Origin of the sequence: Vibrio sp. 10N.261.55.A10, from assembly GCF_041470825.1 — a bacterium.
Taxonomy (GTDB): Bacteria; Pseudomonadota; Gammaproteobacteria; order Enterobacterales; family Vibrionaceae; genus Vibrio; species Vibrio crassostreae_C.
The window spans coordinates 1-25,016 of the sequence record NZ_JBFRNC010000026.1 but is presented as its reverse complement, the minus strand read 5'-3'; the positions used below and the strand labels follow the sequence as shown (position 1 = coordinate 25,016).

Here is a 25,016-nt window from a genome sequence, read left to right as displayed (position 1 = left end):
ATATTTACATGGTATTCAGCAAGGAAAATATCACTATGCAGGCCGTCGAGACCGAACGTTTACGATTAAGAATGATCACGCCTCAAGATGCGGCGTTTATTCAGCGATTATACAGCTCAGAAGATTTTCTGCGTTACATTGGTGATAAGGAAATCAGCGACACTGAAAAGGCTGTCGAATACATCGAAAACAACATTCTTAAGATGCACGAAGAGAAGGGAGTCTGTTTGTTGATGGTTGAAATCAAGGATTCTTCAACACCAATTGGTATCTGCGGACTAATAAAAAGAGACACCTTAGAGTCGCATGATATTGGCTACGGGTTTGTTCCTGAGTTTTATGGTCAAGGCTTTGCCCAAGAAGCAGCGGAGGCGATAATTGAACAAGCTAAGCAGAATGCTGATATCGATCATTTAGTTGCCATCACAACCTCTGATAACATTCGAAGTATCGCACTACTGACTAAATTAGGCTTTGTGTTTGAGCGAGTTGAAGATGTTATAAGCGAAAGTGTTAATCTCAACCTGTACGGTTTCTCATTAGGTAATTAAAACATGTTCCAACATAACAATATTCTACAAGGCGAGCTCGCAACGGAGTACAAAACCGTTATTGCGATGGTGCACATCTATTGCAAAGATCACCACGGTGAAGTTCGTCAGAATAATGCGTTATGTGAGGAGTGTGAGCAACTGCTGCGTTATGCCGAAACACGACTGGATAGATGTCCTTATGGCGAAGCAAAACCGACCTGTAATAAGTGTCCGATTCATTGCTATAAACCTGATCCGAAAGAGCAAATGCGTTTAGTGATGCGCTATGCCGGGCCAAGAATGCTACTTAAGCATCCTATTTTAGCGATTCGACATCTGATTCATGAGAAGCGGAAAGTGCCTGAAAAGCCGCTGCCGAACGTATCTAATCGTCATATCCGAATGAACAAGAAGTAAGTGGCGCTTGAAAGTAATTTCTAAAGAAACGAAAAAGGTCTGATTTCTCAGACCTTTTTTGATGTAGATACGATTTATCTAAGCTTGAATATAGCCAGGTAACTGTAACTTACGCCGCTTGTGGTTCTTCATAAGTAACCGTTAGGTTGTTGATCCAGCGTCGGCTCAAGTAACGGTGTGAACAGATAGCCAGTTTCACTACTTCTTCTACTAACATCAGACCATAGATGTATTTGAAGTCCCATCCAGCGATAAATGCGCAGTAAACACACACTGGAATACCCACCATCCACATCGCGATGAAATCCATACGTAGGCAGAACGCGTTATCGCCACCAGCGCGAATAATACCGTTGATGATCACCATGTTGAGCATACGAATCACCACAGCAAAACACATAATGGGCATTGCAGGTGAAGCGAGTGGGTAGAGTGCATCTGTAGAAAGGTTCAGCCATGTTAGAACATGCTCTTTGCCCATAAACAGTAGCAATCCTACAACCGCGCCAAAACCAACCACGGCTTTGATGAACGTCAGACCCATACTCATAGCGTCATCAAACTCATCACGACCGAGTGAGTGACCAAGCAACACGGAACACGCTACAGAAATACCAAAGAATATCGAGTAACACAGCGACTCAAAAGGCGCGAGCATAGAGAACACAGCAAGTTCCGTTGTGCCCATGTGACCGAAGATCATTTGGTACGCCATAGTGCCCATTGCCCATAACACGGCATTCATCGTTAGTGGCAAAGCAATACGACGGTAAGACAACCATAATGATGGACGATGTGGTGAACTAGGCGTGGTTAACAACCAGTGTTTACGCATACGCATGTAGCTATACATCAAGCCAACTTGAATCGCGCGAGCGAGTGTCGTCGCCAGTGCCGCACCTGCTACGCCCATAGCGGGAATACCAAAGGCACCTTTGATTAGAACGAAGTTAAGCGCAATGTTGAGTGCAATGGTCACCGCGCCCAATAGTAGTGGGGTTACGGTGTCACCTGATGAGCGCATGCTTGCTTCCACCACGACGACAATGTGAGTCAGCAGTAGAACAGGGAAGCCATACCATAGGTAAGTCGCGCCAAGTTCAATCACGGTTTGATCGCTGGTTTGCAACATCATTAAAAACTGAGAACCAAGAGTGATGATTGCAGTAACAGGCAGCAGAACTTTTAAGCCAAACACCATCGCGATAGATGATACCGTTCGCGCGCTTTTTCGGTCGTTCTTTCCCCAGTATTGAGCGACTAATGTTCCGTTTGCTGAGGCCAACCCTGCCATAATCATAATAGCAACAAAGTGCCATTTTGATGCAATTCCCACAGCCGCAGCTGCTTCCATACCATAATCACTGACCATTAATACGTCAGCAAGGGCAAGAATAGCGACAAGCGCACTTTGTAAAGCAACAGGTAAACCCAGTTTAACGATACGAGGTAAGATGCTCTCTGGCTTGTTATTCATAGATGAGTTAGGGTTGATGTTAGTTGTCATAAGCTCTCCGATTTATGGCAGAACTATAGTGATTTGAGCGAAGTAACAACATGTTTAAAAAACAACAAAACCTGTGCGAATCCGTCATTGATTCAATGAGACCAAAATCAACTTGGCATGATGATGTTTTTCTCGCTGAACAGTGCAAAGAACGTTTTTTGACCGTTGAAGATATTCCAGAGATGAAAAGCTTTGGTGTCTATATGGGCGGCATGGCGAAGCTATATGATGGCTACTGGGTTGAGCGCGAATCCGTTAATGTTCATACGTTGATTTTCACTATGGAAGGTGGCGGCATTCTAACAACCGCAACATCGGTCCAAGCGATTACACCTTATACACTCGTGGTGCTTCCTGCTGAAACCCCATTTCGTTTTGAACTCGATCCTCAATATAATTATTGGAAAATGGCGTGGATGCTGACGCCTGACACCAAGCAATGGCAGCACATAGCAAGTTTAGGACAGGGGATTGTGCCTTTTGGAGAGTGTGAGCAGATCTGGTCATTAATGAACTTGGTTTACTTTGAGATAGGCGGTAGAGCCAGTTACCGTAAGTTACTCTTGAGTGAAATTATCCGAACATTGACGGGGTTTGAGCCTAAGTCGACCAGCACCACTGCACGTGTTCAAGCGCTCTATAACGAAATTGAAAGTAGTCTGCATCAGCCATGGACAGTGGCAGGGATGGCTGAAAGAGTGTTCATCAGTGAAGAGCAACTCAATAGAGTCACCAAGACGCTATTCAACCTCTCACCACGCAGTAAATTGATTCAATTACGCATGGACAAAGCCACCAGTCTACTGAAATATCAAGATTGGTCAGTTTCTATGATTGCTAATCGCTTAGGCTACAAAGATCCTTATAACTTTTCGCATCGTTTCAAAAAGCATTTCGGTTTGTCACCCAGTCAATATCGAAAGAGCCATCGACTTCTTGGTTAGCCTTGCACGATGAAATGAGAAGTGTGGGAGAAGAAGGTTACATATAGGCATGAGTTGAAAAGAGCCCTTCGCTTAGACATAAAGCCTGAACTCGGAGCCCTAATGACACGCATCTAGTGTCTGTCTATTTAAGCTTACTCGCCTGCAATCTGTAGGTGAGAGCGCTTTAGGCTAGCAATCAACATGTAGATCGTTGTAGCAAGTAGAGACGCGAACAGGTAAGTGAACAATCCTGCTTGTGAATCCATAAAGCTGTCTGCAACGATTGGTCCCGCAACAGAACCGATGCTGTAGCAAAGTAGCATGATTTGAGTCACTGACACCAAGTAGCTTGGGTCAAGGTTACGGCAACCTAAGTTAATCGCGATTGGGTATAGCGCAAATGTGGCCATGCCTAATACGAACAAGCTCATGCCTAGTACGTAGAAATCGTGATTGATAGTCAGCACACCAATGCTTGCAACCCCTAGCAGGCAGAACAAAGCCATTAATAACACTTGTCCTACGTGGTGAGATAACCAAGTCACCATCGGCTGTACAGCCATACCACCCATGATAACCAAAGCCATCAAACCACCAATGTCTTCGTGTGCAATGTTACGTTGAGCAAGTTCAACTGGCATCAAGCCGTAAATCGCACCTAGCGTTAATCCGGAAACAATGCAGCCAATTAGCGCGCTGTGGCTTAATTTGCTGATCTGCTTTAAAGACAAAGATTGCGCATCGTGGATCTGTGGTGGAGTTGCTTGTCCGTACATCAGCACAATGATCGCACCAAACAGAAGGGTGAACATTGCGATGAAAGGTACGCCACCAGTAATACCTAAGTAACCGATACCAAGCTGACCAACTGCAGAACCGCCGTACAGTGAACACATGTAGATAGCGAGACGTTTTGCGCGTTGTGACTCGTCACCGCTCATTAGCCAAGACTCTACAATCACGAAGATACCTGCAACCGCCACACCAGCCACAAAGCGAGCTAGTAGCCATACTGCTTGGTGTGGGATCAATGGCAATACAAGGATCGTTGCGATGAACACACTCAATGCGATGACGAACGCATCTTTGTGGCCAACACGCGCAATGGCACGTTCAATCAATAATGTACCAGCCAGTAGACCTGCATAGAATGCACTCGCCAACCAACTCGATAGATCTTTGTCTAAGCCATACTCAGACAGCATTAATGGTAATGAACTCATTAAGTAGCCTGAAGCGATCGCGTAAAAAGACAATGCAATAACAGGAACAGTTATGCGAGTTGTTGGTTGGATGTTGTCCAATGCAGGAGCCTCTGATAGTAAAAGAAACGATGAATTTTCCGCGACTATGGGGGAGAAACTGAATTGGGTAAAACAAATAAAAATGGTCGTTAAGATAAAAGAAATTTATCGACCAACTAAACTAAAATACGGTTGCGATATTTGGTGGTTTGGCGAGATTTTATGCGGGCAAAAAGTCGTTAAGCCGTTGTTCATTGGTGGTTTAATTTAGAAAAAGATTGCAGCGTGATTGTCTTTTTATGATTTGGATTGAGTGGGATTTTAAGTGTTAGACCGTTTCTTTACGGTATTGACGTGGCGAGCTTCCACTCCACTTACGAAAGGCATGTCGAAAGTTAGCGCTGTCTGAAAACCCAACGCGCTCAGATATCTCTTCAATGCTCATTTGAGTTGAAGAAAGGTAGTGTCGAGAAAGGTGAAAACGAACGTGGTCCAGTATCTTCTGGTAGCTGGTATCGGCTGCTTTCAGGTGACGACGCAGAGTTCGAGAAGACATGCCCAGTTCTGAAGAAATGGATTCTATAGAAGGGTAACATCCTGGCCTTTCAATCAGCATCTGAGAGACTTTCTCTTTGAGGCTACTGGGTGCACTGACTTTTGCCAACATGTCATCACACGATTTTAAGCACATCTGTAAAGTGATGGGGTTGGCGGTAGGAAGAGATGAATACAAGGTGGTTGCGTCGAACTCCCATTCAAGCCGGTCACTATTGAATTCAACCGGGCAGCGGAAAATCTCTGTGTATAGATCGCCGTATTCAGGTTTTGGATAGGGGAAGCGGATCACTTGAGAAGGAAAGGGCTGCTGTAAGACCTCTTCGCACAAACTGTATATCGCCGAGAACCAGTATTCACAACAAAAGGGCAGTAAAGAATCGAGTTCGATAAGTTGCTCTGCGCGAAAGTAACCAATGTTGTCTTCTACAGACATGGTTTTCCTGAGGACAGGGCCAGCAAGTTGCAGATACTTAAACCCGATTAAAAAGGCATCGAGTAGTGTTTCGCTGCTAAACACCGCATAACCGAGCACGCCGAAATCGCTGAACCTCGCTTGTTGGCCAACTTTAAGCCCCAATCCGTCTTCGTTGGAATTCACTAACGCATTACTGAACACAGCAAGCTTTTGCGCCAAAGTGATGTGTGTATCGGGTGTGTTGAGTTGGAGAGCATCGATGTTACTTCCTTCGAGCAACTCTTCGATACTGAGAACAGGCGACAGGTAACGATGCAGCAACTGAAGATCCAGAATGCCGAATGCTTGCATGTCGGGTTCGTAAACTGCGGTGTATTCCATAAGCTGCCTCTTGTTGAATATCGATATCTTAACCGAACTTTTAACATTTACGCCTGTTGCTTGTTCTCACTTTCGCAAGCTTGTTCCAAATTTTGGTTTATGTGTGCAAGGTTTTATTGTGCTAGCGCAGGCTGTGTCCGAATATCACCGGTTTTTGTCTTTTTGAAACCTGTTCGAAATGTTATCGAAATGTTGTAATTTATTGGGCTGCACATTGGAGCGTCTCAAACATTTTGCTCAATAACGACTCTTATCTACATGACACACCAATGTGCAGGCTCGTGATGACAAGAAAGAGACTTATTACAACGATTAGAACGTCTACGGTGACCGTCACAAACAGGTCTAAGCCGCACAAGGAGATCATGGATGCACAATCTTGCTGTTAATTTGGAGCGTAGCGCTTCGCTTTTTCCAACTAAAGCCGCTCTGCGTATGGGATCGGATGAAATCAGTTTTTCTCAGTTAGAACAACTTTCTGGAAACGTGGCTGCTAACTTGAAAAGACTTGGGTTGCAGAACGGAGATAAGGTAGCGTTGTCATGCCCGAACGTGACTTACTTTCCGATAGCCTATTACGGGATTCTAAAAGCGGGTTGTGTAGTCGTGCCTTTGAACGTGCTATTCAAGGCCAGAGAGATCGCTTATCACCTTAATGACTCTAACGCGAAGGCCTATTTATGTTTTGACGGCAGTGAAGAGCTTCCCATTGGTCGCTATGGTTTACAAGGTTTTGAGCAGGCAAACCACTGTGAACACTTTGTCGAGATGCCTATCCCAACAAACACAGACACTACTTTAGAAAGTAATGAGGAGCATGAATCAATCGCTGATTGGTTGGCACAACCTTTTACTCCTTTTGAGTCTGTGGCTTGTCATGGCGATGATACCGCTGTGATCCTTTATACCTCTGGCACGACGGGTCAACCAAAAGGGGCTGAGCTTTCCCACACCAACATGCAAACCAATGCGATGTCGTCACAGTATCTAATGAGATTGGAGTACAGCGACACCACAATGGCTACACTGCCTTTATTCCATAGCTTCGGTCAGACGGTGATGATGAACGCGAGTGTGCTAACAGGGTCCACCATGGTGTTGATTCCTCGTTTTGAACCGTCATTGGTTATTGAACAGATCATTAGCCATAAAGTCAGCGTGTTTGCGGGTGTTCCTACTATGTATATCGCGCTATTAAAGGCGGGAGAAGAGTCTTCTGATAGTTTAGAAAACACAAGCAAACGCTCTGAACAGGTTAAACACAGCTTGAGGTTAGGTGTTTCTGGCGGTGCTTCTATGCCGCTTGAGGTTATACGACAGTTTGAATCTCGTTTTGAATTACCAGTCTTAGAAGGTTATGGGCTCTCGGAAACGGCGCCGGTTGCGACCTTTAATCATATTGATGGCGATCGTTTATCGGGTAGTGTCGGTCAGCCTTTATGTGGCCACCTCATCAAGATTACTGATATACAAGGCAACTCTGTCGCTATGGGTGAACTCGGCGAAGTCTGCATTAAAAGCCCAAGTGTGATGAAAGGCTATTATCAAAGGCCAGAGGCGACAGCTGAATCTATTCGTGATGGTTGGTTCTTAACGGGAGATATCGGTCGCGTCGATGAGCATGGCAATTTGTTCATTGTTGACCGTGTTAAAGACATGATTATTCGTGGTGGGTACAACGTTTATCCACGTGAAGTCGAAGAAGTGTTGATGTGTCACCCCGATGTCGAAATGGTCGCGGTGGTAGGCGAGCATCATGAACATTTAGGCGAGGAGATCCACGCGCATGTGGTTCTTCACGAACATACGCAATGTGATAGTGCCGCCTTGATAGCATGGTGTCGTGAGCAACTCGCCGACTACAAATACCCGCGTAAGGTATTCATTCGTAAAGCCTTACCCATGACAGCAACCGGAAAAATCTTGAAGCGTGAGTTACACCCACTAGAAATAGCGGAGATGGCAAATGGATAGTTATGATTTTATTGTTGTTGGCGGTGGTTCAGCTGGGTGTGTGATGGCTTCTCGGCTGTCGGAAGATCCTGATGTGACGGTTTGCTTGTTAGAAGCGGGCGGTAAAGACACGAGCCCATTCATTCACACACCTGTTGGCGTGGTTGCGATGATGCCAACCAAACTCAACAATTGGGCATTCGAAACCGTTGAACAGCAGGGGTTGAATGGTCGTAAAGGCTATCAGCCAAGAGGTAAGACACTTGGCGGTTCTAGCTCTATCAATGCCATGATGTACGCTCGTGGACATCGCTATGACTACGATAGATGGGAAAGCTTGGGCAATGCTGGCTGGAACTATGAATCCTGTTTGCCTTACTTTAAGAAAGCAGAAAACAACGAAGTCCACCAAGATGAGTTCCATGGCCAAGGTGGTCCTCTTAATGTGGCCAATCTTAGATCGCCAAGCCCTATGTTGGAACGTTATTTAACGGCGTGTGAATCGATAGGTGTACCTCGCAATGAGGATATTAACGGCGCTGCTCAGTTTGGGGCGATGCCGACGCAGGTAACACAGCTGAATGGTGAACGATGCAGTGCTGCCAAGGCTTACTTAACGCCAAACCTTTCACGATCGAATCTCACGGTCGTGACTAAAGCCACCACACATAAGGTTTTGTTTGAAGGCAAGAAGGCGATTGGTGTTGAATATGGTTCTAGCGGAAAGCGTTATCAGATACGATGCAACAAAGAAGTGATTCTTTCCGCTGGCGCGTTTGGTTCTCCCCAATTGCTGTTACTGTCTGGTGTCGGTGCTCAAACTGAACTAGAGACACATGGAATCGAACAGGTTCATGAATTACCTGGAGTGGGCAAGAACCTTCAAGATCATATCGACTTAGTACATTCGTATAAATGCAGTGAAAAGCGTGAAACTTTTGGTATCTCGCTGCAAATGGCCTCTGAAATGACCAAAGCCTTACCACTATGGCACAAAGAACGCCGCGGTAAAATGAGCAGTAATTTTGCAGAGGGAATAGGCTTTCTCTGTTCCGAAGATCATATCGCTGTACCGGATTTAGAGTTTGTATTTGTGGTCGCTGTTGTAGATGACCATGCTAGAAAAATTCATACCAGTCATGGCTTTACCTCTCATGTCACCTTATTGCGACCGAAGAGCTACGGCACAGTAACGCTCAATAGTAATGATCCCTATGATCCGCCTAAGATCGATCCTGCGTTTTTCAGTCATCCTGAAGACATGGAGATCATGATTAAGGGCTGGAAGAAGCAGTATCAAATGTTAGAGAGTTCCGCGTTTGATGATATCCGAGGCAATGCTTTCTACCCTGTGGACGCCAGTGATGACAAGGCTATCGAGCAAGATATTCGCAATCGTGCAGACACTCAGTATCACCCGATCGGGACCTGTAAAATGGGACCTAGTAGCGATTCTTTAGCTGTGGTAGATAAAGATCTCAAAGTTTATGGATTGGATAATTTGAGAGTCATTGATGCTTCTGTGATGCCGACACTTATTGGGGCAAACACCAATGCACCAACCATTATGATTGCTGAGAAAGTCGCAGATCAAATCAAACAGCAATACGGGTTTGGCAAGCAAGAATCTAATATTCAAGCGAAAGGCGAAGCTGTAGTTTTATTCAAGAAGTTAAGTGATAACCATAAATAAAACAGTAGGTTAGATAGTCTTGATTTGGTAAGACTCTCTAACCTATTTTTGTGTGCTTACTTAGAATTAAGTAATGCTAAATCAATAGCTTAACCAATAGTATTACTTAGTTAGTGCTTGATTAAGCCACTGATCAAATTGACCTTTTGGCAGTGCACCGTTAATCGTATCAACACGTTGACCGTTCTTGAACACCATCACCGTTGGGATGCTTCTGATTTGATACATAGCCGCCAGTTGCTGTTGAGCTTCGGTATCAATTTTAACAAATCGAACATCGCCAGCGCGCTCTTTAGCGACATCGCTGAACACAGGTGCGAAACCTACACATGGGTTGCACCATGTCGCCCAAAAATCGACAACGACAGGCTGTGAACTGTTCAAAATTGATTGGAAATTCAGTGACGTACCTTCGATTGGTGCACCGTCTAGAAGTGCGTTTTTGCACTTACCACAAGTAGGGCTTTCTGAAATTCTTTCTGAAGGAACTCGGTTTACGCCACCGCAAGAAGGGCAACGTGTGTTGAATGTAGACATAACTTTCTCTTTTTATTGCGTCTCCGTGCCTAACGCGATTTACGAATCATGTACGGAACGCTTATACTGTTTAAACAAGAATAAGATACTCAAATAAAAACAAACAATAAACAGGTAAATGATGACAAAATTTTACGCTGAAATTACGGGCTGGGGAAAGTGTCTGCCACCAGCCGTGCTATCCAATGATGATTTAAGCACTTTCATTGATACGTCTGACGAGTGGATTCGTACTCGAACTGGTATCGAAAATCGTCGTATCAGTCATGTAAATACCTCTGAGCTAGCGACCGTTGCTGCTCAACATGCAATGGCGTGTGCTGGTTTAACAGCCGAAGATATCGATCTTGTGATCGTAGCGACGTGCAGTCCAGACTCTCTTATTCCAAATACCGCGTCTAAAGTTCAACAGAACTTAGGCATCAAGAGCGCAGCAGCTTTTGACCTTAATGCAGCGTGTACAGGCTTTATCTACGGTGTTGAAACAGCAACTCGATTGATTCAAGCGGGCAACTACCGCAATGCGATCGTTGTGGGTGCAGAGCGTCTTTCATTCTTCATCGACTGGACCAAGCGTGATACTGCGGTTCTATTCGGTGATGGCGCTGGCGCTGTGGTTTTATCGCGTACTGAAGAACAAGTGGGTTTACAAGAAGCTCAAATCGGTTGTGACGCAGAGGGCCGTGACATTCTAGCAGTACCAAAATTCGGTACGTCTATGGACCGCTTTGCTGCTGATAACGGTTACTGGGATTTTGATTTCATTGGTAAAGAGATCTTCAAGCGTGCAGTGAAAGGAATGGGCGCTGCAGCACATACAGTATTGAGTCGCACTGGCATCTCAACTGAAAACATCGATGTTGTGATTCCGCACCAAGCGAACATCCGAATTATTCAAACTCTGTGTGATATGGCGGGCATTGAACGTGAGAAAGCGTTTGTGAACATTCAAAACTACGGCAACACATCGGCTGCGACTGTGCCGATTGCATTGTGTGAATCGTTAGAGCAAGGCTTTGTTAAACCTAACTCAAACATTCTTGTGGCGGCATTCGGTGCCGGTTTAACTTGGGGGGCAGGCCATATTAAGTGGGGTAGCCGTGTTGAGCCGTTAGGTCAATCGGACGCTAAGCTTCCAGAAGCAGATAGCTCGGCATTAGAACTTCTAGAGAGAGCCATTTTACACTGTAAAACGCGTCCTAATTCTGAGAATGAGTAGCAGCATGGCCCAAGTTCGTTTTATGACAGAAGCCGACCTCGATGGAGCGGCTTTAGTTCACCAAGCTACTTTTGTTCGACAGCAAAACTCAAAAAATTGGTTACAATGTAACTTAAATGCTGCGCCACGCTTTCTTAACTTTGTTGCTGAAAGCGATGGCGAGATTGTCGGCTACATTATTTGGGTTCAAAAGAGTGGGTTTAGGCCTGAAGCTGTTTTGGAGCTAGAACAACTTGCTGTGTTACCGAGTGCTCAGGGGCAAGGATTGGGCAAAAAGCTGATTCTAGACTCTTTGCCTCAAGTGAAGCAGAAGCTATCAGAGCAGGGCTCGACACTAAAACATGTATTAGTGACCACCAGAGCAGATAACTTTGCACAAAAGCTCTATCAGTCGACATTGGGCGCTCAAGTCGAAACCACGATTTCAAACTTTTACTCAGCCGATGAAGTGCTTATGATAGCTCGCAATGTAGGTGAACGAATCTGATCGCTGAGTTCTTAGAACCATTATTATCAGCGGCATAACTCGATTAACGTTTTATTAGGGGCTTCTGTGGCCCTTTTGTTATTTCTTAGGAAGTATTTTGAAGAAAGTTTTAGCAATTGGCTACGTTTGGCCAGAACCGAATTCATCGGCGGCTGGCAGCCATATGATGTCTCTTTTACGTCTATTTAAGAGACAAGGTTGGTCAGTTGAATTTGCAACACCCGCTCAAGAAACCGAGCACATGATTGATCTCTCTGAAGAGGGCATCACAAGCCAATCTATACAGTTAAATTGCGATAGCTTTGACGATTACATTGAAGAGCTGCAACCTGATGTTGTCATGTTTGACCGCTTTATGATGGAAGAGCAATTCGGCTGGCGCGTCGAGAAGGTATGTCCCAATGCCTTTAAGCTACTGGATACGGAAGACTTACAGTTTCTGCGTAATGCTCGACACGAAGCGGTTAAGAAAGAAACAGATCTGACCAAAGCACACTTGTACAGTGACTTGGCTAAACGTGAAATTGCCGCGATTTTGCGCTGTGATCTTTCGTTGATCATTTCAAGTTACGAGATGGAACTGCTTCAATCTGAGTTCAATATCGATCCCAAACTGCTTCATCATCTGCCGTTCATGGTTGATCTTAATACGCTTCCTGAAAGCACGAAAAGCTTTGAAGAACGTAAGCATTTCATGACGATAGGCAACTTTAGACACGCACCGAACTGGGATGCCGTACTTCAGCTACAGAAGATTTGGCCGAAGATTCGTAAACAGTTACCTGACACTGAACTTCATATTTATGGATCGTATCCGCCGCCAAAAGCAACCGCTTTGCATAACCCTAAAACTGGCTTCCATATCAAAGGTTGGGCGAAAGACGCTCAAGAAGTGATGGAAGATGCACGTGTTTGTGTTGCGCCATTACGTTTTGGCGCTGGCATTAAAGGCAAGTTACTTGATGCGATGAAGCTGCAAACTCCGAATGTAACCAGCGAGATCGGCAGTGAAGGCATGCTACCGCAAGGTGAACTGCAATGGCCGGGCGCAGTGTCAGATGATATTGATGAGTTTGTTGAACAAGCTGTCGCTCTTTATAAAGATGAAAAGAAATGGCTTAAAGCTCAAAGCCAATGTCATTCAATTCTTGAAGCGCACTATGAACAGAATCAACTGGGCGACAAATTGATCGAGCGACTGACTGCGCTAGGTTCTGAGCTTGATGCGCATCGACTGAATAATTTCTTTGGTTCAATGCTTAAGCACCATAGTATGGCGAGCACTAAGTACATGTCGCAATGGATTGCTGAGAAGAACAAGGTCAAATAGCTGTTCTTTACCAAAGACAGAATAAATCTTAAGCCCTTAGGTTAACGCCTAGGGGCTTTTTTCATGCAGGGCGCTTGTTAATTCCAGACTTACAAAACGACACATACTCGCAGTACATTAGCATTGACTAATTTATATTTATTAGTAAACTCTAATTTATAGGTTGTTATGAGTTTATGATGTTTGTGGATAGGAGAGGTTTGTGCTTAGTTTGATTCCTTGGGATGCTTTTTTCGGCGGCATGTTGTTAGGCGTGTCGGCCATTGTTTTAATGTTGGGGATTGGTCGAGTTGCTGGCATTAGTGGCATTGTCAGCCGATTATTGCCAACTGGCACCAGCAACAAAGAACGTAAAGATGCGGATACAGCAAACACCGAAAAACACTGGCGTATCGCCTTTGTTGTGGGAATGGTCGCAAGTGGTTGGCTATTAATTCCGACGGGCTACCAACTTCCGCAGTTAGAAGAGATGAATCTCGCTTTAGTGATTATTGCTGGCCTTCTGGTGGGCTTTGGTACTAAAACAGCGAACGGTTGTACTAGCGGGCATGGCATTGTCGGAATGGCGCGTTTATCTAAACGTTCTATTGTTGCGACCTGTGTATTTATGGGTGTGGCAATCGTAACCGTGTTTATCAAGAATCTGACTGGCTTGGGGGCATAATGAAAAACGCTTCATTTACTATCGTTATCGGTTTGGTCGCAGGTATTCTTTTTGGCTCTGGCATGATCATCTCAGGGATGGTTGATCCTGAGAAGGTACTCGGCTTCTTAGACATTACCGGTAACTGGGACATTAGTTTGGCATTCGTCATGGGTGGCGCGCTATTGGTCTTTGCACCGTTTTATCATCTGGTCATTAAAAAGCGCGCTAAAGCCATCAATGGCGAGCCGTTAGATAGCCGTAACAATCCGTTGATAGACAGAAAGCTGATTCTTGGATCTACAGCGTTTGGCTTAGGCTGGGGGATTGCAGGCTTTTGCCCAGGCCCTGCGGTAACCAGCCTAAGTGGCGGCAACCCGACGGTGTGGGTGTTTATGATAAGCATGCTGGTGGGAATGTGGCTGGCGGATCGTATGAACAAAACGTGTTAGTAGCAAGCTTATAGCTGATTACATTGGCTTTGACGTTATCCGTTCTGAGCTGACCAAGCATAGAGGTTGACTCGCTTTCAGCACGAAAGTCAGTCAGCCTCTTTCTATATTTACTGTTTCTATTATTTTCAGTTATCTACAATCTGCTGTTATCTAAAATCTACTATTTAATAGTCGTTGAAACTGGACAGTGGTCGCTGAGTTTGTAGTCCAGAACATCTTGTGTTTCAAATACCTTCTGCTTTGCAGGAGAAGCATTTAGCGACTCACTCACCACAATATGATCAATAACAGAGCGGAACTGATGTGTGCGATAATTGTTGCGGTTAGAGCGTACCTTACAATCTGCACGGGTCTTTCGTGTCGCTAACTGCGCATCAGTATATTGTGATAACTCTTTCCACATCCAATCTCGTGAGTAAGCGAGGTTATGGTTAAAGTCGCCAAGAATGGCGTAGTCTTCGTTATTGCGCTCTCTTTGCTTTATCCACTTGTTCAGTTGCTGAGCTTGCTCTTTTAAACGAGAGCAATCGCGGTTGGACTTATACGCTCCGCTACAACCTGCCTTTAAATGCACAGACAACATGTGAATGGGTTTAAAGTTTGTTTCTACAACGATATAGCTGGCAAACCTAAGTTTACTGTTGGATGTGGTTTCAAGCGGAAAGTCAGCGTAGTCGGTGAGGGCTACTCCTTTACGAACTGCAAATCCCGTGTATTGGTTCACTTCTTTAAATTGGCGGTTGCTGTTCTTAGATAGCGCCCGGTCAGACATCAATATCTTGTATTGATCACCAGCCACACGCTGAATGGCATTTACGTTATCGACTTCTTGAAACGCAACCACGTCTGCGTCTAAGGATTGAAAATAAGTTGCGAGTTTGTCGAAATCAGCTTGATCACGTTTGTCAGAAAACTTATTCACAGCCTCGTTGGTTGATAACCATTCGATATTCCAACTGGATATGGTCAAAGGTTCAGCAAATGTCTGGCTACTGAGTAAGCAGCCTAACATTATCCAGTTTTGAAGTCGTTTCATGCCAAATATCCCTAATTTTGTCTGCCAATATTGATGAGCCGTTATCCTACAACACTTACCAAAAATTCAACTCTTTTTAGGAGTTTTTTTATTGTTACATTGTTTCTTTTCGACTTGAGAACTAGCGTAATAATATTGAATTGATCTTAGTCAGCGTTCTCTTTTTATTGATCCAAATCAATACTCAAAGTTGGTGGTTCTCGTTAAATACGCCACAATATCTAGTGTTAGTTAAACGATAAATCGCTCTATATAGTGTGTTTGTGGATAAGTCTGTGAATACCTCAAGAGTAAGGAGAAGTGGTGAAATCAATCGTAATCAAGCGTGATGGCTCAAGAGCTCCATTCAGTAGAGATCGCATCCAAGCTGCAGTGGAAGCAGCATCAGACAAAGCCGATAAGGAAATTGCTATTTATGCACTGAATGTGGCATTAGCAGTTGAGTTGAAGCTCGAAGACTACGATGAAGTTCATATCTCTGAAATTCAAACCATGGTCGAGAACGAGCTAATGCAGGGACCATACAAGTCTCTGGCTCGTGCCTACATTGAATATCGTCATGACCGCGACATCGCCCGTGAGAAGCAAAGCGCTTTAACTCGTGAGATCGAAGGTTTGATCGAAGAAAGCAACGTTGATCTAATCAATGAAAACGCGAACAAAGATGGCAAAGTAATCCCAACTCAGCGTGACCTGCTGGCGGGTATCGTGGCTAAACACTATGCAAAAACTCACATTTTGCCACGTGATATCGTACATGCTCACGAATGTGGTGATATTCACTACCACGATCTAGACTACGCACCGTTCTTCCCAATGTTTAACTGCATGCTTATCGATCTGAAAGGCATGTTAACGCATGGCTTCAAGATGGGTAACGCGGAAATCGACACACCTAAGTCTATTTCTACGGCGACAGCGGTAACCGCGCAGATCATCGCGCAAGTGGCGAGTCACATCTACGGCGGCACAACGATTAACCGCATCGATGAGGTTCTTGAACCTTACGTTATGGCGAGCTACGAGAAGCACTTATCGCTAGCGAAAGAGTGGGACATTCATAGCCCAGAAGCTTTTGCTATCTCTCGCACAGAGAAAGAGTGTTACGACGCGTTCCAATCTCTGGAGTACGAAGTAAACACGCTGCACACCGCTAATGGTCAAACACCATTCGTGACGTTTGGTTTTGGTTTAGGTGAAAGCTGGGGCTCGAAATTGATTCAGCAATCAATCTTGAAAAACCGCATTGCAGGTTTGGGTAAGAACCGTAAAACAGCCGTGTTCCCTAAACTGGTATTTGCGATCAAAGATGGTTTGAACCACCAGAAGCAAGATCCAAACTACGACATCAAGCAATTAGCGCTAGAGTGTGCGTCTAAGCGTATGTACCCAGACATTCTTAACTACGACAAAGTAGTAGAAGTGACAGGGTCATTTAAAACGCCTATGGGTTGTCGTAGCTTCTTGAATACTTATGAAGAAAATGGTGAGTTGATTCACGAAGGCCGTAACAACTTAGGTGTTGTTAGCTTGAACTTGCCACGTATTGCGATTAACGCAAAACAAGATATGGCTAAGTTCTACGAACTGCTTGATGATAAACTCAAGCTGGCTCGTCGTGCATTAGAAACTCGTATTTCTCGTCTAGAAAACGTGAAAGCGCGTGTTGCTCCAATCCTATACATGGAAGGTGCGTGTGGCGTTCGCTTGAAAGCAGACGACTCTATTGCAGACATCTTCAAGAACGGCCGTGCGTCTGTTTCTCTTGGTTACATTGGTATCCACGAAGCGATGACAGCACTTTACGGTACTGACGTTCACCTGTACGACGATGGCGAAATGCGTGCTAAAGCGCTTGAGCTGGTGGAGTACATGAAGCGTGAAGTGGAATCTTGGACGAAAGAGACAGGTTACGCATTCAGCCTATACGGCACACCAAGTGAAAACCTATGTAGCCGTTTCTGCAGCATCGACACCAAAGAATTTGGTGTGATTGATGGTGTGACAGACCGTGGTTACTACACCAACAGCTTCCACTTAGATGTGCAGAAGACAGTGAACCCATACGACAAGATCGATTTCGAGATGCCTTATCCTGAAATTTCTAGCGGTGGTTTTATCTGTTACGGCGAATTCCCGAACATGCAGAAGAACATCGAAGCACTAGAAAACGTATGGGATTACAGCTACACACGTGTTCCTTACTACGGCACTAACACACCGATTGATGAGTGTTACGAATGTGGTTACAACGGTGAGTTCGACTGTACAAGTAAGGGCTTTACGTGTCCTAAATGTGGCAACCATGACTCAACCAAAGTATCGGTGACGCGCCGTGTTTGTGGTTACCTTGGTAGCCCAGATGCACGACCATTTAACTTCGGTAAGCAAGAAGAAGTTAAACGCCGCGTGAAGCATCTTTAGTAAGCTCTAAGATTATTAGCTAGCTTACTTAGAAGAGCTACGTTTCAAGAAATATGTTTGGTATCGGCGCTATGTCGATACCAATTCATTTGTTTCAACTCTCGCTACTTTTCGAGTTAAACCATTAAGCCATCACGAGTTTTCAATACTGCCTTATGAATTATCACCAATATCACCCAATCGACGTTGTAAATGGCCCTGGAACACGCTGCACTTTGTTTGTGTCGGGTTGTGTACACCAGTGTCGCGGGTGTTATAACCAATCAACGCAAAGGTTGGACTCCGGGCATTTGTTTACTCAAGAGCTGCAAGACCACATTATCGCTGATCTCAATGATCCACGAATCAAGCGTCGTGGCTTGTCGCTTTCAGGTGGTGATCCTCTGCATCCTGCAAATGTATCTGAAGTGCTTAAGCTTGTTCAGCGTGTAAAAGCAGAATGTGAAGGCAAAGACATCTGGATGTGGACGGGCTACGAGCTCGACGAACTCGACGAAAAGCAGAGGCAAGTACTTGAATATGTTGATACTTTGATTGATGGTCGTTTTGAGCAAGATAAAGCGGATCCAATGTTGGATTGGCGTGGTAGTTCAAACCAAATCATCCATCGATTTACTGATATATAACTGCTGTCGTGACTTTGCACACTCGTAAACGAAAAAGGGCTTCATCGTTAGCGCAATGCTACAAATCAGCCCTTGGGTGTGAGTTCTTTGAATCTATCGCCTGTTTATATAGGAATGTGCTCAGGCTCGTCGATTAGATTGTTGATCCATTTCTTAGAGTGAATTCGCTGGCTAGTTAAAGCGATCTTCGCTAACTCCTCCAGTAACACAATCATCAAAACCCATTCTAGCGGCCAACCCAACACCAGCGCAGTAAAGTAAGCAAGGGGAATACCGATTGCCCATTGGCCAAACAGGTCGATGAAGATACTGTAGTTGATGTCTCCACCACTTTTCAGCACGCCACCAATACCAACCATATTGAAGACTCTTAGTATCATGCCGAGTGCCATGACTAAGGTGACGTTAACGGCTGTCTCTTTGAGCTCTAAGTGAGTAAGGCCGATCATGTATACGATCGCGGGTTTAGCAAACCAACACACCAAGGCTAATATAGCCGCAAGCCCACAGCTGACCAATACATAACCCCATGCGGTGTTCTCAACACGTTGATAGTTCTTCGCGCCGATCTCGTTGCCTAGAATGATCGAAGCGGCGACCGCAAACCCCATGAACGCCGAGATCAAGATACTTTCTACTGGCGATAACAGCGAAATGATCGCAAGCTCTCCAACACCCATTTGCCCAACTATCACGTTATAAATAAGAATCCCGCCCGCCCATGCTTTGTCATGAACCAACATAGGTATTGCTATCGTGAAGTACTTCTTTCTATGCTTCGGTAATATCGCTTCTCGCCAATTACTTAATGTCGGGAATAGATGCGCGTAGTGTTTCTTCGCCATGATAAGCAGCGCTATCGTCTGAAAGAATCGAGACACCGTGGTGCCAATAGCCGCACCAACTACGCCCAGTTCTGGAAATCCAAACAAACCAAAGATCAGCAATGCATTGAGAATCGCATTAACGATGATTGCCCAAATACTGATCTTGGTGGGTAGCTTGGCTTCGCCGACCGATCGCAGTGCGCTTTCTAAGGGCACTACGATCGCGGTACCAAAAAGGCTGGCTCCTGTTATCCAAAGGTAATCCGTTGCCAAGCGGACGTAATCAGGGTCTGAGGCCACCACAGACACGACTGATTCAGGAGCCAATGTATAAATCAACACAAAGGGGATGATGGTAAAGACAGACAATGCCCATGACTGTGCTAATGTGCGTCTAATTCCGTTGAAATCTCCCGCACCGAAATATTGCGAAGCTAGCACACTGACAGCGCCGCTAATCCCGGATACCATGATCAAGTTGAAGAAAAATATGCGGTTACCCACACCAACCGCCGCAGTTGCAGAGTCACCCAGTTGGTTAACCATAAAAATATCGACCACGCCGAGTAATGAAAACAACATGGTTTGTAGCGATACAGGCAAACCGATGTGTAAAAGCTTTTGCCAAAAATCTTTGTCTAGATGACGATATGTCGAGCGCATCGCATTTCCCCTGTGGTTAATATGCGAGAAGTTTATCGGTATTTGTTTTGGCTGTATTGTTCAGGTTCATCACAAAATTTTGCCAAACTATCTATTTTCAAAAGCTTCCTATTTGTCAAAACGACCTGTTTTCAAAATCATCTATTTCAAAACTATCGAATGACTAATGTGGCGATTTAATTGCAGACAAACCTAATGAGCGACCAGTGAAATGAGTGAGAAAAACGAACGGTACGAGATCTCTGATCAGACACACCAAGAGTTTGTCGATCAAAGCCATGTATTGGCATTCGAAGAATTGGGTATCGTTCAGTGTGGGACGGCGTCGTGCCGAGATTTCTTTTCTGTCCATCGGAAGAATCCACAGAAACACATGCTGCTTTACACGGTTAGGGGCAAAGGGTGGTTAGAAAGTGGGGCGTGTCGCTATATTCTAGAGCCGGGGTCGTGCATTACTGTGCCTGCAGGCGTTGAGAATGGCTTTGGGATTGAAGAAGAGACATGGCAGATAGCGTGGATCTTTCTATCGCCTGATAAGCATTGGGATCATGTCGTCAATGATGAAGTGAGTTATACGCTCTCTCCTGCAGCCGAAGTCGTCTCGTCTTGTATTCATACCTTGCTGAGAAGTATTGCCTTGCCCATTGATTTAGGCGGAGCGATTGCCATTCACAGCGTAGCCCAAATAGAGTTCATGATTAATGCACCAGTCCCGCAGCAACAGTCTCGAACTTTGATTCGCTTGAGACGTGTGTTCGACAGTGTTCAAAAGCAGCTTCATAAAGAGTGGAATGTGCATGAGCTAGCAAACCTATTTCCTTGTTCAGAGCCGCACTTCCATCGTTTGTGCCAACGTTATTACTCTCATAGCCCGATGACTCATATTATGCGTATGAGAATGGAATACGCTGCTCGTTTGTTGAAATCGAGTGATTGGTCGATTCAACATATTGGCGAGATCGTGGGGTACCCGAATGCAGCGAACTTTAGTACTCGATTTAAAGCTTGGTCGGGCATGACACCAAGGCAATTCAAACAAGGCATTTAGCTGAGAATCAACAAGGTACTTCTTAAACAAGCTACTGCTCTTTTGATAAAGCACTAAAAGTGTTCGAAATTTACGCTGTTTTGTGACGTAAAATGACCAATCTCTGTTTACTTATTCTAACTAAGCGCTTCTATTAAAAAATGTTTCTGATTTGTCTACGATAATGTTAACGTGAAACTCATTACTTGAATTTCAAAGGGTTGTGACTTTCATGTTTTCACATCTACCAAAACCAACTTTAGATCCAATTCTATCTCTTTCTGTTGCTTACCGCGGCGATACTCGTACTGATAAAGTCGACTTAGGCATTGGCGTTTACAAAAACGATCAAGGCGAAACTCCGATCATGAAAGCCGTTTCTATGGCTCAAGATATCGTTGTTGAAACGCAGAAAACCAAAGCTTACGTTGGCCTAGCAGGCTGTGAAGAGTTCAACCAGAGCATGGTTGATCTGCTGCTTAAAGGGACTTCTGCAATGGATCGCGTTGCTGCGATTCAAACACCGGGCGCAAGTGGTGCACTTCGCATGCTGGGTGACTTAATGAAAGTTTCTCAACCAGACACCACAGTTTGGATTTCAAACCCAAGCTACGTTAACCACAAACCGGTGATGGAAGCGGCAGGCTTAAAAGTTCGATACTACAATTACTTCAGTCCTGAAACGAAGCAAGTTGATACTGCAAGAATGTTGGATGACCTTTCAAAAGCGGGTCCATCGGACGTGGTACTACTGCACGGTTGCTGTCATAACCCAACGGGTGCGGATATCAACTTTGAAGCGTGGCAGGAAATCACCAAATTATCTCAGAAGAATGGTTTCTTACCGTTCGTTGATATTGCCTACCAAGGCTTTGGTGATGGCTTAGAAGAAGACGCAAAAGGTCTTCAACACATGGCTAACAACGTCGAAGAGATGTTGATTACGACATCTTGCTCGAAGAACTTCGGTTTATACCGTGAAAGAACGGGTGCCGCTATCGTGATTGGCAAAAACAGCGAACACGTTGGCAATGCTAAAGGTAAGCTTCTAACGCTTGCTCGTTCAACTTACACAATGCCGCCAGATCATGGTGCAGCTTTGGTTAAAACAATTCTTCAGAATCAAGAGCTAACCTCGATTTGGAAGCAAGAATTGAGTGAAATGCAGCAACGTTTGTTAAATCTGCGCCAAAGTTTATGTGATGAATTGCGAAATACTTATAACACGTCACAATTTGACTTCATTGAAAGCCATAAAGGCATGTTTAGTGTACTAGGCTTTAAAGAAACTCAAATGAATCAATTACGTGAAGAATATGGAGTCTATGGTGTTGGTGATGGACGGATCAATATCGCAGGCCTTTCCGAATCTCATATTCCTTATGTAGCAAAAGCGATAGCAAACGTTTCAAAATAGAAGGTGACTGAATGTATAATTGGAAAGCGATTGTAGTTTTAATGCTAAGTGGTGGCCTGTTTGCTTGTTCGGCTACAACTCAAGCTCCTGTTGAGCCAGAGCAAAAGCCTCAAATCGAACAACCTGTTGTGGATGACTCTTCAAAAACTGACGCAACAGAAGGCGAGAAAGTAACGGAACCTACTGAGAAGCCTGAAGAAGTAAAACCAACTGAGCCGGAAGTAAAACCTGCACCTGTTGAAAAACCAGTAGAGAAGGTTAGAAAAACAAGTGACGGCAAACTGATTCTTGGTGAAGAAGAGTGGGTGTTTGTTCCTGGTTTAAAAGAAGCGTTTAAAGCACGTGTCGATACCGGTGCAACAACCTCTTCAATCAGTGCAGTTGATATTGTTGATTTTGAACGTGACGGCAAAGACTGGGTTAAGTTCAAGATTGAACACGACGGAATTACAACTGAAGAGATCAGCTTACCAGTAGAACGCTGGGTTAAGATCAAGCAATCAAGCGCAGAAGGCACACAACGACGCGCTGTGGTTGTAGCTTCGATTCAAATTGGCGATCTAAAAGACAAAACTGAATTTACGCTAGCCGACCGAACGCATCTTTCTTTCCCACTTCTGTTGGGTAGAAGCTTCTTTAGAGATGTTGCGGTTGTCGACGTGAGCAAAAAATACGTTCAGAAGAAAATTACTAAATAACAAGTTCTGCTCGTCATCAAAGCTTTTCGTTTGAAGAGCTATAGTTTCAAAGGTGACGAGCTTAAAAGACTTTTAGTGTTGATAAATGAAATCCCTACCACTTCTGCTGGTGGGGATTTTTTTATTTACACCCTATAACGTATGAAAAGCATCTAAATGGTCTATGTTTACGATTCGTTTACTGTTTAGCCTCGACAACGTGATCGAGATCTCTATATAATCCGCGCTTCGATTTTTGTTTAATCCATACTTTCGTACTTCTTATTTAGGTTCTTGAAATAGCCTAATAATTATCTGTCAGTACACGCTTAGGAATTAGTTCTTTGATATCTACCGCGAACATCACAATGCAATTTGGCGCAGAGCCGCTGTTTGAAAACATCTCTGCTAAATTTGGTAACGGCAACCGTTATGGTTTGATCGGCGCTAATGGTTGCGGCAAATCAACGTTCATGAAAATCCTAAGTGGCGCATTAACGCCAAGCTCGGGCAACGTTTCTATCACTCCAGGAGAAAAGCTGGGTGTGCTAAGCCAAGATCAGTTCGCTTTCGAACAGTACAGCGTTATCGACGTTGTGATCATGGGCGACAGAAAACTTTGGGAAGTAAAACAAGAACGTGACCGCATTTACTCTTTGCCAGAAATGAGCGAAGACGACGGCATGAAAGTCGCAGAACTTGAAAGTGAATTCGCGGAAATGGATGGCTACACAGCAGAAAGCCGTGCTGGCGACATCCTAATTCAAGCGGGTATTGAAGAAGAGTTCCATTTCGGCTTGATGCAGCAAGTAGCTCCAGGTTGGAAACTGCGTGTGCTATTGGCACAAGCTCTGTTTGCAAACCCAGATATCCTGCTTCTTGATGAACCAACCAACAACTTGGACATTCACACGATCAACTGGCTTGCTGAAGAGCTAAACCAGCGTAAATGTACAATGATCATCATTTCGCACGATAGACACTTCCTGAACTCTGTGTGTACACACATGGCAGACATCGACTACGGTGAGCTACGTGTCTACCCTGGTAACTACGAGTACTTCCTAGAAGCATCTGGCTTGATTCGTGAACAGCTTTTAGCAAGCAACGCTAAGAAAGCGGCTGAAATCAGCGAGCTTCAAGATTTCGTAAACCGTTTTGGTGCTAACGCATCTAAAGCAAAACAAGCAAGCTCTCGTGCCAAGAAAATGGATAAGATCACGCTTGATGAAGTGAAATCATCGAGCCGTATGAGCCCATCTATTGATTTTGGCGAAGGTAAGAAACTACACCGTCAAGCGCTTGAACTTCAAGACCTTGGTCACGGCTTCGATGGCGAAACATTGTTTGCCGGTGGTAACTTGCTGCTTGAAGCGGGTACTCGTCTTGCGGTTATCGGTGAGAACGGTGTAGGTAAAACCACGCTGCTACGTTGCCTAGTTCAAGAGCTAGAGCAAAACGAAGGTATCGTAAAATGGTCTGAAAACGCATCTGTAGGCTACTGCCCACAAGATAGTACGTCTGACTTTGATAACGACCTGAGCATCTTCGATTGGATCTCACAATGGCGCACAGTGAAGCACGATGACCTTATGGTACGTGGCATTCTAGGTCGCCTATTGTTTACTGCTGACGATGCGAACAAAAAAGCGCGTAACTGTTCTGGTGGTGAGAAGAACCGTCTGTTATTCGGCAAGCTAATGATGCAAGACATCAACGTGCTTGTAATGGACGAACCAACGAACCACATGGACATGGAAGCAATCCAAGCCCTGAACGACGCGTTGAAGGTTTACACGGGCACGCTTATCTTCGTAAGTCATGACCGTGAGTTCGTTTCTTCACTAGCAACACACATCATTGATGTGAAAGACCAACAGCTAGTGAGCTTCCAAGGTACTTATGAAGAGTACTTAGACCACCAGAAAAAGATGCTGATGGTTAATTTATAAAGCAAGTTGCAGGCTCAGGTCGTGAACGACTAAAAGCCAGCGAAACTAACAAAAAAAAGGTTCATCGCG

General features: G+C 44.6%; 23 protein-coding genes. 17 read left to right on the top strand and 6 right to left on the bottom strand.

The annotated features are described in order from the left end of the window. The first annotated feature begins 35 nt into the window (after positions 1-35). Entirely contained in the window at positions 36-551 is a 516-nt protein-coding gene (locus tag AB4274_RS07175) for a GNAT family N-acetyltransferase (protein WP_372111473.1), read from the top strand. 3 nt (positions 552-554) lie between these two features. Continuing rightward, positions 555-950 carry a nitrous oxide-stimulated promoter family protein gene (locus AB4274_RS07170; protein ID WP_017060975.1) on the top strand — a complete coding sequence of 132 codons (396 nt, stop codon included), beginning with the start codon at positions 555-557 and terminating at the stop codon, positions 948-950. A gap of 109 nt (positions 951-1,059) precedes the next feature. Here the strand turns inward: AB4274_RS07170 and AB4274_RS07165 are convergent, their stop codons facing one another. Then, the gene (locus AB4274_RS07165; RefSeq protein WP_372111472.1) at positions 1,060-2,457 is read right to left on the bottom strand and encodes an MATE family efflux transporter; all 1,398 of its coding nucleotides are present in this window, start codon (positions 2,455-2,457) and stop codon (positions 1,060-1,062) included. Positions 2,458-2,507: 50 nt separating this feature from the next. Between AB4274_RS07165 and AB4274_RS07160 the strand changes: the two genes are divergently transcribed. After that, positions 2,508-3,401, top strand: coding sequence for an AraC family transcriptional regulator (locus tag AB4274_RS07160; protein WP_017060977.1), 894 nt, complete (start codon positions 2,508-2,510; stop codon positions 3,399-3,401). Positions 3,402-3,535: 134 nt separating this feature from the next. Here the strand turns inward: AB4274_RS07160 and AB4274_RS07155 are convergent, their stop codons facing one another. Further along, positions 3,536-4,687 carry an MFS transporter gene (locus AB4274_RS07155; RefSeq protein WP_029235229.1) on the bottom strand — a complete coding sequence of 384 codons (1,152 nt, stop codon included), beginning with the start codon at positions 4,685-4,687 and terminating at the stop codon, positions 3,536-3,538. Here AB4274_RS07155 and AB4274_RS07150 point away from each other — a divergent pair. Then, entirely contained in the window at positions 4,659-4,898 is a 240-nt protein-coding gene (locus AB4274_RS07150; RefSeq protein ID WP_017060129.1) for a hypothetical protein, read from the top strand. The genes AB4274_RS07155 and AB4274_RS07150 overlap by 29 nt on opposite strands. A gap of 57 nt (positions 4,899-4,955) precedes the next feature. Here AB4274_RS07150 and AB4274_RS07145 read toward each other — a convergent pair whose 3' ends face one another. Continuing rightward, on the bottom strand, positions 4,956-5,981 hold the full coding sequence (locus AB4274_RS07145; RefSeq protein WP_372111469.1) for an AraC family transcriptional regulator: 1,026 nt from the start codon (positions 5,979-5,981) through the stop codon (positions 4,956-4,958). Between the two features lie 369 nt (positions 5,982-6,350). On the opposite strand from AB4274_RS07145, the gene AB4274_RS07140 reads away from it, so the two are divergent. Beyond that, the gene (locus AB4274_RS07140) at positions 6,351-7,955 is read left to right on the top strand and encodes a long-chain fatty acid--CoA ligase (RefSeq protein WP_017060127.1); all 1,605 of its coding nucleotides are present in this window, start codon (positions 6,351-6,353) and stop codon (positions 7,953-7,955) included. Further along, entirely contained in the window at positions 7,948-9,627 is a 1,680-nt protein-coding gene (locus AB4274_RS07135) for a GMC family oxidoreductase (RefSeq protein ID WP_372111466.1), read from the top strand. The genes AB4274_RS07140 and AB4274_RS07135 overlap by 8 nt, the downstream gene beginning before the upstream one ends. 102 nt (positions 9,628-9,729) lie before the next feature. Here AB4274_RS07135 and trxC read toward each other — a convergent pair whose 3' ends face one another. Then, positions 9,730-10,164: a thioredoxin TrxC gene (gene trxC, locus AB4274_RS07130; RefSeq protein WP_017060125.1), complete on the bottom strand. Its 435-nt coding sequence runs from the start codon at positions 10,162-10,164 to the stop codon at positions 9,730-9,732. Between the two features lie 121 nt (positions 10,165-10,285). Between trxC and AB4274_RS07125 the strand changes: the two genes are divergently transcribed. The 5 genes from AB4274_RS07125 (at position 10,286) to AB4274_RS07105 (ending at position 14,295) form a co-directional block, all read left to right on the top strand. After that, a complete protein-coding gene (locus tag AB4274_RS07125; RefSeq protein ID WP_372111502.1) occupies positions 10,286-11,383 on the top strand; it encodes a ketoacyl-ACP synthase III in 1,098 nt (365 codons plus the stop codon). A 22-nt stretch (positions 11,384-11,405) separates the two neighbouring features. After that, positions 11,406-11,870, top strand: a complete 465-nt coding sequence (locus AB4274_RS07120) for a GNAT family N-acetyltransferase (RefSeq protein WP_029235379.1) — start codon at positions 11,406-11,408, stop codon at positions 11,868-11,870. Between the two features lie 97 nt (positions 11,871-11,967). Continuing rightward, positions 11,968-13,200 carry a glycosyltransferase gene (locus AB4274_RS07115; RefSeq protein ID WP_372111464.1) on the top strand — a complete coding sequence of 411 codons (1,233 nt, stop codon included), beginning with the start codon at positions 11,968-11,970 and terminating at the stop codon, positions 13,198-13,200. A gap of 202 nt (positions 13,201-13,402) precedes the next feature. Next, complete coding sequence (locus AB4274_RS07110) at positions 13,403-13,864, top strand: YeeE/YedE family protein (protein WP_010429747.1); 462 nt, start codon at positions 13,403-13,405, stop codon at positions 13,862-13,864. Next, on the top strand, positions 13,864-14,295 hold the full coding sequence (locus AB4274_RS07105; protein ID WP_016787649.1) for a YeeE/YedE family protein: 432 nt from the start codon (positions 13,864-13,866) through the stop codon (positions 14,293-14,295). Before AB4274_RS07110 ends, AB4274_RS07105 begins: the two co-directional genes overlap by 1 nt. Positions 14,296-14,458: 163 nt before the next feature. Here the strand turns inward: AB4274_RS07105 and AB4274_RS07100 are convergent, their stop codons facing one another. Further along, positions 14,459-15,334 carry an endonuclease/exonuclease/phosphatase family protein gene (locus AB4274_RS07100; RefSeq protein WP_017064569.1) on the bottom strand — a complete coding sequence of 292 codons (876 nt, stop codon included), beginning with the start codon at positions 15,332-15,334 and terminating at the stop codon, positions 14,459-14,461. Between the two features lie 303 nt (positions 15,335-15,637). Here AB4274_RS07100 and nrdD point away from each other — a divergent pair, with 303 nt between their 5' ends. Both nrdD and nrdG read left to right on the top strand, forming a co-directional pair. Next, complete coding sequence (gene nrdD / locus AB4274_RS07095) at positions 15,638-17,758, top strand: anaerobic ribonucleoside-triphosphate reductase (RefSeq protein WP_102394372.1); 2,121 nt, start codon at positions 15,638-15,640, stop codon at positions 17,756-17,758. Positions 17,759-17,913: 155 nt separating this feature from the next. Continuing rightward, a complete protein-coding gene (gene nrdG / locus AB4274_RS07090; protein ID WP_017069098.1) occupies positions 17,914-18,384 on the top strand; it encodes an anaerobic ribonucleoside-triphosphate reductase-activating protein in 471 nt (156 codons plus the stop codon). Positions 18,385-18,488: 104 nt separating this feature from the next. Here nrdG and AB4274_RS07085 read toward each other — a convergent pair whose 3' ends face one another. Further along, complete coding sequence (locus AB4274_RS07085; RefSeq protein WP_372111461.1) at positions 18,489-19,874, bottom strand: MATE family efflux transporter; 1,386 nt, start codon at positions 19,872-19,874, stop codon at positions 18,489-18,491. 211 nt (positions 19,875-20,085) lie between these two features. Between AB4274_RS07085 and AB4274_RS07080 the strand changes: the two genes are divergently transcribed. From AB4274_RS07080 to AB4274_RS07065, 4 genes are all read left to right on the top strand, one after another. After that, positions 20,086-20,922: an AraC family transcriptional regulator gene (locus AB4274_RS07080; RefSeq protein ID WP_372111459.1), complete on the top strand. Its 837-nt coding sequence runs from the start codon at positions 20,086-20,088 to the stop codon at positions 20,920-20,922. A gap of 211 nt (positions 20,923-21,133) precedes the next feature. Beyond that, entirely contained in the window at positions 21,134-22,318 is a 1,185-nt protein-coding gene (locus AB4274_RS07075) for an amino acid aminotransferase (protein ID WP_048612657.1), read from the top strand. Between the two features lie 11 nt (positions 22,319-22,329). Further along, complete coding sequence (locus AB4274_RS07070) at positions 22,330-23,016, top strand: ATP-dependent zinc protease (RefSeq protein ID WP_017069095.1); 687 nt, start codon at positions 22,330-22,332, stop codon at positions 23,014-23,016. Between the two features lie 323 nt (positions 23,017-23,339). Next, complete coding sequence (locus tag AB4274_RS07065) at positions 23,340-24,947, top strand: ABC-F family ATPase (RefSeq protein WP_082242618.1); 1,608 nt, start codon at positions 23,340-23,342, stop codon at positions 24,945-24,947. Positions 24,948-25,016: the final 69 nt, after the last annotated feature.